Source organism: Rhizobium sp. Pop5 (genome assembly GCF_024721175.1).
GTDB lineage: Bacteria > Pseudomonadota > Alphaproteobacteria > Rhizobiales > Rhizobiaceae > Rhizobium.
This window is the reverse complement of the sequence record NZ_CP099402.1, coordinates 569,315-582,858: the sequence shown is the minus strand read 5'-3', so window position 1 is coordinate 582,858 and position 13,544 is coordinate 569,315. Positions and strand designations below refer to the sequence as shown.

Here is a 13,544-nt window from a genome sequence, read left to right as displayed (position 1 = left end):
AACTTGATTCTTGTACTCATGTTATATCGCACCCTTAACGCGATGATGGCAATTCTGTCAACGAGGGGTTTTCATTCTGCCTGTCGATTTCTACTGCGACCTGGCCCTGGGGCTGCACGATGGCAGATGTTGAGTTCGTTCTTCCCGCGGTCGTGCGGGCGAAAGCCAAGGCCAGGCTGAAACAGGAGCCGCCGCCGGCAATATCAGCTCGTTGGCGTCGCACGAAATGGCGACTTGCGCACCGTTGAGATCATTGATGACGGTCTTCGGCGAAATCACCGATGGGCTTCGACAACCGTTTCCCTTTGATCGGTCCGCTTTTTCACAACACCCCTCCAAAAGAGAATGCCATTTCTTATAATCAATTTTGTCTACTGATTTTATAGACTATATACTGCAACCAGCGATCGGATCGCGGCGTCATGACCTATCTCCTCAGCCTTCTCGACAAAAGCCCGATCGAACAGGGCCTGTCCGCCGCCGACGCGTTGCGGGCGACGGTCAAGATTGCCGTCCGGGCCGAGGAACTCGGTTATCATCGTTTCTGGGTCGCCGAACATCACAATATGTCCAACCTGGCGAGTTCGGCGCCGGAGGCGCTGATCGCCTATCTTCTCGCCAGGACATCACGAATCCGGGTCGGCTCCGGCGGCGTGATGCTGCAACACTACAACGCCTACAAGGTTGCCGAGACCTTCAATCTCCTGGCATCGCTTGCGCCCGGTCGCGTCGATCTCGGCGTCGGCAAGGCGCCGGGCGGTTTTCCGCTCTCGACGCGCGCCCTGCAGCTTGCCGTCGATCCGTCCAGGAAGCCGGATTTCGCGAGCCAGCTTGCCGACATCAACATCTATCTCGCCGCAGATCCGAATTACGATGGCGCCCACGCAACCCCTTTCCCGCCGACGGCTCCCGAACGTTTCCTGCTCGGCGCCAGCGTCGAAAGCGCCGAGCTTGCAGCAGAGAAGGGCTGGGAGCTGGTCTTCGCCGGCCATCTGAACGGCGATCCCGATAATCTCGACAAGACCTTCGCCGCCTATGAGCGGGCATCCGGCGGCAAGAGCCCGATCCTGGCGCTCGCAGCCTTTGCCGCCGAAAGCGAGGACTATGCCCGCGAGCGCGTCGGCAACCTGCGCATCGTCAAGGTGTTCCTGCCGAACGGCCAAACCGTCAATGTCGGCAGCGAGGAGCAAGCGGCCGAATTCGCCCGCCAAGCCGGCGTCACCGATTACCGCATCGAGGAAAAGGTGCCGAGCGTGCTGCACGGCACTGCACAGCAGATCCGCAAGGAGCTCGACGAACTTCACCGTCGTTATGGCGTCAAGGAGTTCGTGCTCGACACGCCGGCCCTTTCGGCTGCCGAACGCCTTGCCTCCATCGAGCTGCTCGCCAAGGAGCGCCTTTCACTCGTCGCCTGACCGTTTCCAAGGAGGATTGATCCCATGGCCCAGAAACACGTCACGTTCGGCATCATGCTGCAGGGTCCCGGCGGCCACATGAATGCCTGGAAGCATCCGAGCGGGCCGGCAGACGCGAGCGTCAATTTCGATTTCTTCGTCAAGACGGCGCGCAAGGCGGAGGCGGCCGGCATCGCTTTCGCCTTCGTCGCCGACGGGCTTTATATCAACGAGCAGTCGATCCCGCATTTCCTCAACCGGTTCGAACCGATCGCTATTCTCTCGGCGCTGGCAGCCTCGACCTCGAAGATCGGTCTCGTCGGCACGGTCTCGACCTCCTACAGCGATCCCTTCACCATCGCCCGCCAGTTCGCCTCGATCGATCTCATCAGCGGCGGCCGGGCAGGGTGGAATGCGGTGACCTCGCCGCTTAAGGGATCCGGGCGCAATTACAGCCGCGAGCATCCGGAGCATGAACTGCGCTACGAGATCGCCGAGGACTATATCGATGCGATCAAGGGCCTCTGGGATTCCTGGGACGACGACGCGTTCATCCGTAACCGGGAGACCGGCGTCTTCGTCGACAAGGCGAAGATGCATCGCCTCAACCATAAGGGCCGGTTCTTCCGCGTCGAGGGACCGCTCAACATCGGCCGTTCGAAGCAGGGCCAACCGGTCGTCTTCCAGGCGGGCGCCTCGGATTCCGGTATCAGGCTCGCCGGCAAACATGCCGATGCCGTCTTCACCAATGGCGGTCCTTTCGAAGAGGCGCAGGCCTTTTATCGCCAGCTGAAGGACAGCGTCATCGCTCACGGGCGCCGGGCCGCGGAAGTCGGCATCTATCCCGGCATCGGGCCGATCGTCGGCGCGACAGCCGTGGAGGCGGAAGCCAAGTACCAGGCGATCCGTAATCTCGTCACGATAGAGGAGGCGCTGCTCTATCTCGGACGCTTCTTCGATCACCATGATTTCAGCGTTTACCCGCTTGACGAGCCGTTCCCCGAACTCGGCGATATCGGCAGGAACAATTTCCGCGCCACCACGGACCGCATCAAAAGGACGGCGCGTGAAAAGGGTCTGACTCTCCGTCAGGTCGCGCTCGATTCCGCAACGCCGCGCACTGCCTTCATCGGCACCGCCGAGCATATCGCCAACGAGATCATCCGCTGGGTGGATCAGGGCGCCGCCGATGGCTTCATTCTCGGCTTTCCCGTCATCGCCGAAGGTCTCGACGATTTCTCCAGATATGTTCTGCCGATCCTCACCGAACGCGGCTATTTCGACCCGGTCCTGAAGGGGCAGACGCTGCGCGATCATCTCGGCCTGCCCTTTCGCGAAAGCCGGTATGCGGCGGGTTCGGAGCAGGTCGAGCCCGGAAAGGCTGTCGGCGCCTGAGCGCCGGCGAACCGCCATGGACATCATCGCTCAAGATCCGCGCAGCAGCGATCCGGTCGAGAAGGGCATCGCCGCCTATCTCGACGAAATCATCGCGCTTCGCCATGACCTACACCAATATCCGGAACTTGCGTTTCAGGAGTTGCGCACCAGCAAGCTCGTCGCATCCCGCCTTTCCTCCTGGGGCTACGAGGTGGCGACGGGCATTGCCGGCACCGGCATCGTCGCCACCCTCCGGCGCGGTGAGGGCGGGAAGAGGATCGGCATCCGGGCGGATATGGACGCACTGCCGATCGAGGAGGCGACCGACCTTGCCTATGCCAGCAGCAATCCCGGCGTCATGCATGCCTGCGGCCATGACGGACATACTTCGATCCTGCTTGCCGCCGCCCGTTATCTCGCCGAAAGCGGCAATTTCAGCGGCACGCTCCGGCTGATCTTCCAGCCCGCCGAGGAGATTGGCGCCGGCGCCCGCAAGATGATCTCGGAAGGTCTGTTCGAGCGCTTTCCGGTCGATGCCGTCTTCGGACTGCACAACTGGCCGGGCGTGCCGGCGGGCCAGTTCGGTTTCGTCACCGGTCCCGCCATGGCCTCCGTCGACCAGGCGGTCATCAGGATCGTCGGCAGGGGCGGCCACGGCGCCGAACCGCACCGCGCCGTTGATCCGGTGCTGGCTTCGGCCTCCTTCATCACCGCACTACAGAGCGTCGTCTCGCGCAATGTCGACCCGCAGGACATGGCGGTCGTGACTGTCGGCTCGATCCATGCCGGCTCCGCCTCGAATGTCATACCCGAGAGCGTGGAGATGAAACTCACCATGCGGGCCTTCAGCGAGACGGTTCGCCAGCTGCTGCAGGAGCGCATTCCAGCCCTTGCCCGCGCGCAGGCCGAGAGCTTCGGCGCCGAGGCGGACGTGAACTACCGCCTTGGCTTTCCGGCCCTTGTCAATCACCCCAGGGAAACCGCCTTTGCCCGCGATGTCGCCTACGACGCACTCGGTCTTGCCGCGGTCGAGAAGGATTTCCGGCCGAGAACCGCAAGCGAGGATTTCGCCTTCATGCTGCAGGCCAATCCCGGCAGCTACCTCTTCGTCGGCAATGGCGACAGCGCGCCTCTCCACAGCGCCCACTACGATTTCAACGACGCGATCATCGCGCCCGCCGCCCGCTACTGGGTCCGGCTCGCCGAAACCTTCCTCACTGATGACAACGGGTGACGAACGACATGAGCGATACGTTTCTCTACACGACCCCTCTTGATCCCCGCGCTCAGCCGCTGATTGATGAGCTGATCCACGAATATGACAGCCGTTACGGCACCTATTTCAACGCCGAAGGCGCTGCGGCGGAACTGAACCGCTATCCCCCCGAAGCCTTCGCGCCGCCACAAGGCAATTTTCTCCTGCTGATCCGGGACGGCGAAACCATCGGCGGCGGTGCCTTCAAGCATTACGACGATGGTACGGCCGAGTTCAAACGCATCTGGACGCGCTCGGATCTGCGCCGCCAGGGCCTTGCCCGAAAGGTGCTGGTGGAGCTCGAGGCTCAGGCCGCCCGTCAGGGTTATAGCCGCGTCTATCTGACGACCGGCTTCCGCCAGCCAGAGGCCGTCGGTCTCTATCTGAATTATGGCTACACCGCGCTCTTCGACACGGCGGCCGATCCCGAGATCTACAAGAGCCTGCCTTTCGAGAAGGACATCACCCATCTCATTTCGCCGGTCTTCGAAACCGAACGGGCCGAACCGCGCCTGCGCGTGGCGGGTGCAAATCTTTGAAAGCGGCAAAGACCGACAATCCATAAAAGGGAAGCAAGAATGGCACTGACGACGGATTTCGCGGGCATTGCGCCCGACAGCAGGAACAGGGCGGCAGAACCGAAGCAGGATTACTCGCGCTACCGCATCGTGCCGGCGCGTCATCCCGAACGGCTGGCGGGCACGGTCTTTGCCGCCGCCGTCATCATTGCCGTGCTCTATTCCACCTTCACCAATCCGCGCTGGGGTTGGGACGTCTTTGCCGAATGGTTCTTTGCCGAGCCGGTGCTCGTCGGTCTCGGCAGAACGCTGCTCCTGACCGCGCTTGCCGCCGTTTCCGGCTCCATTCTCGGAACGGCGCTGGCGCTCGCCCGCGTTTCCAAATCGCCGCTGCTTTCGGGCCTTTCCTGGGGTTACATCTGGCTGTTGCGCTCGATCCCGATGATCGTGCTGCTGCTGATCCTCAACAATCTCGGCTATCTCTACGAAACGATCAGGATCAGCATTCCCTTCACCGATACGGTTCTTTTCGATTATCCGACGGTGCAACTGCTGACGCCTTTTGCCGCCGCCTTCCTCGGCCTGACCCTCAACCAATCGGCCTTCTTCGCCGAGATCGTTCGCGGCGGCATCCTCTCCGTTGATCATGGGCAGCTGGAAGCCGCCGCCGCCCTCGGCCTGCCGCGCCGGCGCCAGGCGTTCCGCATCGTGCTGCCGCAGGCCATGCGCTCCATCCTGCCGACCGGCTTCAACGAGCTCATCGGATTGGCCAAGAGCACATCCGTGGTCTATGTGCTGGCGCTGCCGGAGCTGTTCTACACGGTGCAGGTGATCTACCGCCGCAATCTCGAAGTCATTCCGCTGCTGATGGTGGCGACCGTCTGGTATCTGATCATCATGACCGTGCTGTCGGTCGCCCAGCACTATATCGAGCGCTATTTCTCCAAGGGCGCTGTGCGCAACCCGACACCGTTGCCCTTCCAGGCATTTTTCGAGCGCTTCCGCCGTCCGCTGCCGGTCTTTGAGACGGCGACCGACACCGTGCGAAAGATCGGCTTCCGGGATGCGGCGGCGCTGCGCGCGGCGGGCGGCGCGGTGCGCGTCCACGGTATCTCGAAGAGCTTCGGCTCGCTGAAGGTGCTTGATGATGTCGAACTCAGCCTCCCCGCCGGCAGCGTGACCGCCATCCTCGGCCCCTCCGGTTCGGGGAAGTCGACACTGCTGCGCGCAATCAACCATCTTGAACGCGTCGATGAAGGCTTCATCTCCGTCGACGGCGATTTCGTCGGCTACAACAGGAACGGCGATACGCTCTACGAGCTCAAGGAAAAGGATATTCTCAAACGCCGCGCCGATATCGGCACGGTCTTCCAGAGCTTCAATCTGTTCCCGCATCTGACCGTGCTCGAAAACCTCATTGAAGCGCCGATCCAGGTGCGCGGCATCAGCCGCGAGGAAGCTGTGCAACTGGCGCAGGAGCTGCTCGCCCGCGTCGGCCTCAGCGATAAGATCAATGCCTATCCGCGCCAACTCTCCGGCGGGCAGCAGCAGCGCGTGGCGATCGCCCGCGCGCTGGCGCTTCGCCCCAAGGTGCTGCTCTTCGACGAGCCGACCTCCGCACTCGATCCGGAACTCGTCGGCGAAGTGCTCGATGTGATCAAGGAGCTTGCCCGTACCGGCACGACACTCATCATCGTCACCCATGAAATCGGTTTTGCCCGTGAGGTCGCCGATACCGTCGTCTTCATGGAAAGCGGCCGCATTCTGGAGGCTGGCCCGCCGGCCCGCGTCTTCACGCAGGCGGAGCATCCCCGAACACGGGAATTCCTCGCCAAGGTTCTCTAGCGCCTGACAGCGCTGGCGAAATGCCGGGCCGCGACGGGCTGCTCCCGGCTGAATGACAACAATCACAACCTATAGATGAAATGGAGAAGGGGCATGACATTTAAAGATAGGGCAAGGCTTCTGATAGCGGGAGCCGTCACCATCGCGGCGGTCGGTTTCGGCTCCGCTCAGGCGCAGCAGAAATTCGATCTCAGCCCCGAGCAGCCGAACCGGCTGCGGGTGGAAAAGAACGAGAAGCGCATTGCCGAGGTCAAGGATTTCAAGTTCGTCGAAAACGGCGTCTTCACCGTCGGCATCAGCTCGAGCGGAAATCTGCCGCTGCACGATTATGCCTCCGATTCCAAGACTGTCATCGGCTACGACGTCGATCTCGCGCAGGCGATCGCCGACAGCCTGGGTCTGAAACTCAATCTCGTTTCCGTCGCATGGGCCGATTGGCCGCTGGGGCTCACCTCCGGCAAGTTCGACGCTGTGATCTCGAACGTGACGGTTACGGAGGAGCGCAAGGAGAAATTCGACTTCTCGACCTATCGCAAGGATGAACTGGGTTTCTACGTGAAGGCTGATAGCCCGATCACGGCGCTCAAGCAGCCGAAGGATATTGCCGGCTTGAAGGTCATCACCGATGCCGGCACCAACCAGGAGAAGATCCTGCTGGAATGGGACCGACAGAACGTCGCGACCGGCCTCAAGCCGATCGAGGTGCAATATTACGACGACGATGCGGTCAAGACTCTTGCCGTCCAGTCCGGCCGTGCGGACGCCGTTTTCAGCGTGAACGCAACGCAGGCCTATTCGGCGGGAATAAACGGCAAGACCAAACTCGTCGGCACGGTCAGCGGCGGTTGGCCGATCACGGCTGAAATTGCTGTTACCACCCGCAAGGGCAGCGGCCTGGCGGCGCCGGTGACCGATGTCGTCAACGACCTGATCGCCAGCGGTGCCTATAAGAAGATCCTCGAGACGTGGAATCTCGGTCCCGAGGCGATCGACGAGGCGAAGACCAATCCGCCCGGCCTGCCGAAGAGCGGCTCTTAACGGCGGCCCGACGGACCGGCGTTTGGAACCACGCCGGTCCGTCTCCCGCTTTCCGATACAACGGGGACCTATCGAACGTGGCGACCTTTGCTGATATCCGCACCTTCTTTCTTGCAGCGCTTATGATGGGCTTGGCCGGCTTCGGTGCCGCTCATGCGGCCGACGATTTCGACCTGAGCCCGCAGCAGCCGGGCCGGCTTCATGCCGAGAAAAGCGACGCGGCGATCGCCGCAATCCCGAGGGATTTCAAATTCGTCTCACCGGGCAAGTTCACCATCGCCGTCAGCCCCGGCGGGCCGCCGCTTGCGACCTATGCCACGGATGCCAAGACCGTGGTCGGCGCCGATCCCGATTACGCCTACGCGATCGCCGACAGCCTCGGCCTGACGCTGGAGATCGTGCCGGTCGCCTGGATCGACTGGCCGCTCGGACTTACCTCGGGCAAATATGATGCCGTCATCTCCAATGTCGGCGTGACAGAGCAGCGCAAGGAGAAGTTCGACTTCTCCACCTATCGCCAGGGCCTGCACGGTGTCTTCGTGAAAGCTGATAGCCCGATCACCTCGATCAAGGAGCCGAAGGACGCGGCGGGTTTGAGGATCATCGTCGGCGCCGGAACCAACCAGGAGCGCATCCTGGTGAAGTGGAGCGAAGAGAACGTCGCCGCAGGCCTGAAGCCGATCGAACTGCAATATTACGACGACGAGGCGGCGAGCCTTCTCGCCCTGCGCTCCGGTCGGGCCGATGTCATCGTCCAGCCGCATGCGCAGCTCGTCTTCATCGCCGCGCGCGACAAGAACATCAAGCGTGTCGGCACCCTGAGCGCCGGCTGGCCGGACCGGTCGGATGTGGCGATTGCCACCCGCAAGGGCAGCGGGTTCGCCGATGCGCTGACCATTGCCACCAACGGCCTGATCAAGGACGGCACCTACGCCAAAATCCTCGGCCGCTGGCACCTTGCCGAGGAAGCCTTGCCGGCATCCGAGACCAACCCGCCCGGTCTACCGAAATACTGATCTTGGGGAGACGAGATGAGCGGCCGCAACTTAGCCATCAGCCATATCGGCTTCCTCACCCCTGGCAATTATCCCGATGACGATCCATTGCACGGATTGGAGCAGACGCTCCAGCAGCTGCAATATGGCGAGGAGCTGGGTTTCGACAGTGCCTGGGTCCGCCAGCGGCATCTGGAGCCGGGTATATCTTCCGCAAGCGCCTTTCTGGCGGCGGCCACGCAGCGAACGAGCCGGATCGAGCTTGGGACGGCGGTCATTCCGATCGGCTATGAAAGCCCGTATCGGCTGGCCGAAGACCTCGCCACGGTCGACGTTCTCTCATGCGGGCGCCTGAACATCGGCGTCAGCGCCGGCCGGCCGCTGCATGCGGAATTGATTGCTCCGCGGGTCTTCGACGGCGATTGGACCGGCTACGATTTCTCGCATGATCGCGTGCTGCGCTTTGCCGACAATTTGCGCGGCACTTATCTGGGCAACGAGCAGACTTTCATCAAGACGCCCTTCGGTCCGATCCGGCCGCGCCTGCAGCCCTATGCCAAGGGCCTGATCGACCGGATCTGGTATGGCGGCGGCTCGCAGCGCTCGGCCGAGTGGGCCGGTCGCAACGGGTTCAACCTGTTGACTGGCAATGTAATCACGGGGGAGGGAACGGACGATTTCTTCGTCGCCCAGTCGAGGTTGATCGAAACCTTTCGCACCGCCGGCACTGAGCGCCGCGTCGCGCTCGGCCGCGTTATCGTGCCCTTCGACAGCGCCGACGCGGCGACGCGCCGCCGCTATCGCGACTATACCGATGGCCGTCATGCGCGGACGCTTTCGCCGCAAGGCGAGCGGCGCACGCTGTTCGCCCGCGATATCGTCGGCACGTCGGAGGAAATATTGGAGCGGCTTTTTGCCGATCCGATCCTGCCCGAGGTCAACGAGTTGAGACTGGAGCTCCCTTACGAGTTCGAGCACGAGGAATATCGCCAGATCCTCCACGACTTTGTGACAATAATCGCCCCGCAGCTCGGGTGGAAAGCAAAGCCCGAAAACAGGGCCGCTTCCTGAAGGCGTCGAGCCGGCGCCAGAACAACCATTCACGAGGATATTCATCAGTGACCAAATCGGTGGAATACTTCTTTTCGATCGGCTCGCCCTGGTCCTATATCGGCTTCGACGCCTTTATCGAACTGGCGGCGAAGAACGACGTCGTCATTACGCCCTATCTGACGACGGTGGTCGAGGAGAACGGCGGCATCTTCTCGCGCAACCGCCCGGAGATCCGCCGCGCTTACTGGACGCGGGATCTCAAACGCTGGGCCCGCGTGCGCGGCAAGGAGCTGCGGCTCGACGATCGCCCGGAGCTCGGCGATCCGACGCCGGCATCCCTCTTCGTGATTGCCGCCTATCTCGACGGGCAGGATTGGGTCGGTTTGGCACGCGCCCTCCAGCATGCCTTCTGGGGCGAGGCGAGGGATATCGGCAAACCCGATGTGCGCGAGGCGATCGTCACCGCTGCCGGTTTCGACGGCGCGGCACTCCTCAGGCGGCAGGCCGATGACGATGTCCAGAACAAGTGGTCAGCAGACCGCGTGCATGCGCGCGACAGCGGTGTCTTCGGCTTTCCCACCTATGTTCATGACGGCGAAATCTATTGGGGCCAGGACAATCTGCCTTTCCTCGAACGTCATCTTCGCGGCGACAGGCCTTGAGTTCGGATCAGGTAACTGCCTTTGGTCCGGCATCTCGCTAAACGCGCCAGCATCCGATACGGCTTTGTGAGCAAAACCTATCCACGATCTCGGCCGGTCGCTGGGTTGCGCTTCCTGGCGGAAGGACCTCGACGAGCAGGCGCCGCCGCATGGCATGCCTATTCCTTTGATGATTTCAGACGTCCATTGAACGACAGTTCAAATCTACTCAAGGCGGCAGGTCTTTATGCCAATGCCAATCGACGCATGGAAATCGCTAGGTTTTCTCAGTAGCCATTTCCTTTGCCAGTTCAGCTATCACCGAACGCAACCACCTGTGGGCTGGATCGTGGCGGTAGCGAACATGCCAAGCCATCTCGACCGGAAAAGTTCCGAGATCGACGGGGGTCGGAAGCACCTTCAGGCGCGGATCGCCTTCGAGGCTCCGGCAGATCAGCCTCGGCAGCGTCGCACAATAGTCCGTGACGGCAAGCATCACGGGCACGGCAAGGAAGTGGGTGACGGAAACGGCGACCTCGCGCTTGAGGTTTTGTTGTCCCAATGCCTGGAAGAGACCCACGCGTAGACGGCCCGGCGGGAGCACGTTCACATGCTTGAGGCTCTCATACTGCTCTCGTGAAATGCTGTCTCCGACGTCCGGATGACCCTTGCGCACCACGCAGGCAAGCCCATCGTCCATGAGATGCTGGACGACGAGATTGTCAGGCGGATCGACGATCCGGCCGATAACCATGGCAGTGCCGCCGGAGACGACGCCCGTCTCGGCAAGGTCGTTGCCGAATGCCGTCATGCGCAGCTTGATACCCGGCGCCAGCTCCCGCATTCTCGCGACGAGCGCGGGCATCACCACAAGCTCCACATAGCTGTTGGGCGCAAGCGTGAACAGTCGTTCGGCCTCCGCCGGCCGAAACTCCTGCTGGTTCAACACGAGATCGTCCAGCTGTGCCAGCGCCGCTTCGATTGCGGGAGCGATTTCCTCGGCCAGTTGCGTCGGCTTGATGCCGTACCTTTCCCGGATGAACAGCGGATCGCGCAAGGTCTCGCGCAGGCGGTTGAGGGAATTGGACAGCGCCGGCTGGGTAATGCCCAGTCGCGCGGCGGCCCGGGTCACGCTCCGCTCCTCCATCAGAGCCAGGAAAACCGGGAGCAGATTCAGATCGTATCTCATCAAGATATAATCTCATCTGAATATCTAAAATCAAGGAAGTAAATTTCTGAAATATCTCAAGAGGTGCCAGTATCAGATCATCGAAAGGCCGACGCGGCTGATGGAGCTCCAGATCAACCGGCTACGAAGCGATTTGACGAAAGGATCCGATAATGAAAATTCTCATGGTACTCACCTCCCACGATACCCTTGGCAACACCGGCAGGAAGACCGGCTTCTGGCTCGAAGAGCTGGCAGCACCCTACTACGTCTTCAAGGACGCCGGCGCCGAGATCACCCTTGCCTCGCCGAAGGGCGGTCAGCCGCCGCTCGACCCAAAGAGCGACGAGCCGATGTTCCAAACCGACCTGACGCGACGCTTCAATGCCGACGACGCTGCCCGGGCGCAGCTCGCGGACACGGTGCGCCTCGACAGTGTCGATCAGAAGGATTTCGATACAGTCTTCTATCCCGGCGGCCACGGCCCGTTGTGGGATCTGGCTGAAGATCTGCATTCGATCAGGCTGATCGAATCCTTTGTCGGGGCCGGCAAGCCGATCGCCCTCGTTTGCCATGCGCCGGGTGTCCTGCGCCATGTAAGGAATGCCGATGGCACCGCATTCGTTCAAGGGCGCTACGTCACGGGCTTCACCAATACCGAGGAAGCGGCCGTGGGCCTGACCGATGTGGTGCCACTCCTGGTCGAGAACGAACTCGTGGGTCTCGGCGCAGTCTTCTCCAAGGTCAAGGACTGGGGCGTGCACACAGTGGTCGATGGTCAGCTCATTACCGGTCAGAATCCGGCTTCGTCGAGCGAGGCGGCTGAGGCCCTCATGACCGCTCTCAGCCAGATGAAGCCCAAGGCCGCCTGACTGGCTTGAATATCGTGATCTGCCACGACTTGCGTCGGCGGCAGATCACCTTCGGAAACCGGAGTTTGCCATGTCCTTCCCTATCGCGACGATATTGCTGACAGATGCTCAGCAGATGGTCACGAGCGCCATCACCGCCGCCCGTGCATTGAATGTTCCCTCCTTAATTGCCATCGTCGACGCGTCGGGGCAGCTATTGTCCTTCGCACGCCAGGACGGCGCCATGGCGGGGTCCGTGCAGCTTGCCATCGATAAGGCCTTTACCGCCTATATTGTAGAAAACAGCGCGCAACTTGGTGGTCCAGGCGCATGGATAGCATGGGATTCTGCACGGTTCAGCATGTTGACCAATTCTTCGGCCTCATCGGCGGTAAGCATGTCCATAACGAAGCCATCGACGAGAGCTTTCCGGTCCGAAACCGTATCGATTACCGTCCAGTAGATGTTGAGGTTCTTCTGCAGGGCGTATCTCTGGTTTTGCATGGATCGTACCTTTCCTCGGTCTTTCGGTTATTCGCGTTGCATCAACATCGATGAGCGTCCGCCCAATCGTAGGGATGCGCGGACCCGACGCGGATTCTTGCCCCGAGACGCCATAACGTCCGTCCTGTCTCTGCATGTTTTTTAGCTGGTAAGAAGATACAGCCGACGGCCTTCGGAACGTATTGCCGAATGAGATAAGCGACCAGCCGAATTGGCGCCCCGACTATCCACCCGTGGCAGACGCCCGATACTTTGGTCTAGATACGTGCGCCTACCTGACCCACGCCGGCTTCGTCGTCAATCCGAGGCTGTCCGCCATCCGGACCAGGTCAACGAGAGATCTCGCCTGCATCTTCTGCATGACGTGGCCGCGATGAACCTTGACGGTCACCTCGCTCAGGCTCACTTGCGCAGCGATTTGCTTGTTGACGCTGCCCGCGACCACCAGGTTCATGATCTCTCGCTCGCGCGGCGTCAAGGAATCATAGCGGGACTGAAGCTCGGCAATGAGCGCGACCTCCTGCCTCCGCGCGCAATCGCGCTCGATCCCGGCATAGGCGGCATCCAGCAACTCCTGCTCGCGCAGCGGCTTCGTCAGGAATTCGATTGCGCCGGCTTTCATCGCCCGCACAGAGATCGGAATGTCGCTGTGGGCACTGATAAAAATGACCGGAAGCTCAATTCCAAGGGAAGTGAGCATGCTCTGAAATTCCAGGCCGCTCCGCCCCGGCAGTCTTACATCGAGAATGATGCAGCCCGGAACGTCAGGGCGCTTGCTATCCAAAAACTCCTGGCTGGAAGCGAATGTCAGTACCTCAAGTCCAACCGAGCGCAGGAGATCGCCGAGGCCTTCGCGGACAGATGCGTCATCATCAATGATGTAGACAATCTCCTTCATCCATGTC

At 61.4% G+C, this 13,544-nt stretch carries 13 protein-coding genes and 2 pseudogenes; 12 read left to right on the top strand and 3 right to left on the bottom strand.

The features are described 5' to 3' along the window. The first annotated feature begins 422 nt into the window (after positions 1 to 422). The 10 genes and pseudogenes from NE852_RS30735 to NE852_RS32645 all read left to right on the top strand — a co-directional run. Complete coding sequence (locus NE852_RS30735; protein WP_008523062.1) at positions 423 to 1,415, top strand: LLM class flavin-dependent oxidoreductase; 993 nt, start codon at positions 423 to 425, stop codon at positions 1,413 to 1,415. Between the two features lie 24 nt (positions 1,416 to 1,439). Next, positions 1,440 to 2,789, top strand: coding sequence for an LLM class flavin-dependent oxidoreductase (locus NE852_RS30730; RefSeq protein WP_008523060.1), 1,350 nt, complete (start codon positions 1,440 to 1,442; stop codon positions 2,787 to 2,789). A 16-nt stretch (positions 2,790 to 2,805) separates the two neighbouring features. Further along, a complete protein-coding gene (locus NE852_RS30725; RefSeq protein ID WP_008523058.1) occupies positions 2,806 to 4,005 on the top strand; it encodes a M20 aminoacylase family protein in 1,200 nt (399 codons plus the stop codon). Further along, the gene (locus NE852_RS30720) at positions 4,002 to 4,565 is read left to right on the top strand and encodes a GNAT family N-acetyltransferase (protein WP_258156993.1); all 564 of its coding nucleotides are present in this window, start codon (positions 4,002 to 4,004) and stop codon (positions 4,563 to 4,565) included. Before NE852_RS30725 ends, NE852_RS30720 begins: the two co-directional genes overlap by 4 nt. A 39-nt stretch (positions 4,566 to 4,604) precedes the next feature. Further along, positions 4,605 to 6,389, top strand: coding sequence for an amino acid ABC transporter permease/ATP-binding protein (locus tag NE852_RS32650; protein WP_008523047.1), 1,785 nt, complete (start codon positions 4,605 to 4,607; stop codon positions 6,387 to 6,389). Positions 6,390 to 6,482: 93 nt separating this feature from the next. Next, positions 6,483 to 7,427, top strand: a complete 945-nt coding sequence (locus NE852_RS30705) for an ABC transporter substrate-binding protein (protein WP_008523045.1) — start codon at positions 6,483 to 6,485, stop codon at positions 7,425 to 7,427. 122 nt (positions 7,428 to 7,549) lie between these two features. Continuing rightward, positions 7,550 to 8,443: an ABC transporter substrate-binding protein gene (locus tag NE852_RS30700; RefSeq protein WP_052034537.1), complete on the top strand. Its 894-nt coding sequence runs from the start codon at positions 7,550 to 7,552 to the stop codon at positions 8,441 to 8,443. Positions 8,444 to 8,458: 15 nt separating this feature from the next. Beyond that, positions 8,459 to 9,493: an LLM class flavin-dependent oxidoreductase gene (locus tag NE852_RS30695; RefSeq protein WP_008523042.1), complete on the top strand. Its 1,035-nt coding sequence runs from the start codon at positions 8,459 to 8,461 to the stop codon at positions 9,491 to 9,493. 47 nt (positions 9,494 to 9,540) lie between these two features. After that, positions 9,541 to 10,137: a 2-hydroxychromene-2-carboxylate isomerase gene (locus tag NE852_RS30690; RefSeq protein WP_008523040.1), complete on the top strand. Its 597-nt coding sequence runs from the start codon at positions 9,541 to 9,543 to the stop codon at positions 10,135 to 10,137. Between the two features lie 15 nt (positions 10,138 to 10,152). Beyond that, positions 10,153 to 10,279 (top strand): annotated as a pseudogene (locus NE852_RS32645) (FMN reductase); the annotation flags it as partial. A 114-nt stretch (positions 10,280 to 10,393) separates the two neighbouring features. Here NE852_RS32645 and NE852_RS30685 read toward each other — a convergent pair. Further along, positions 10,394 to 11,305, bottom strand: coding sequence for a LysR substrate-binding domain-containing protein (locus tag NE852_RS30685; RefSeq protein ID WP_008523038.1), 912 nt, complete (start codon positions 11,303 to 11,305; stop codon positions 10,394 to 10,396). Between the two features lie 152 nt (positions 11,306 to 11,457). On the opposite strand from NE852_RS30685, the gene NE852_RS30680 reads away from it, so the two are divergent. Both NE852_RS30680 and NE852_RS30675 read left to right on the top strand, forming a co-directional pair. Then, positions 11,458 to 12,156, top strand: coding sequence for a type 1 glutamine amidotransferase domain-containing protein (locus NE852_RS30680; protein WP_258156991.1), 699 nt, complete (start codon positions 11,458 to 11,460; stop codon positions 12,154 to 12,156). A gap of 70 nt (positions 12,157 to 12,226) precedes the next feature. Further along, positions 12,227 to 12,433: pseudogene (locus NE852_RS30675) on the top strand (heme-binding protein); the annotation flags it as partial. On the opposite strand, the gene NE852_RS30670 reads toward NE852_RS30675, so the two are convergent. Together NE852_RS30670 and NE852_RS30665 are read right to left on the bottom strand one after the other, a co-directional pair. Further along, entirely contained in the window at positions 12,424 to 12,639 is a 216-nt protein-coding gene (locus NE852_RS30670; protein WP_128623489.1) for a hypothetical protein, read from the bottom strand. The pseudogene NE852_RS30675 and the gene NE852_RS30670 overlap by 10 nt on opposite strands. Before the next feature lie 271 nt (positions 12,640 to 12,910). Further along, on the bottom strand, positions 12,911 to 13,537 hold the full coding sequence (locus tag NE852_RS30665; protein WP_008523033.1) for a response regulator transcription factor: 627 nt from the start codon (positions 13,535 to 13,537) through the stop codon (positions 12,911 to 12,913). Positions 13,538 to 13,544 lie beyond the last annotated feature (7 nt).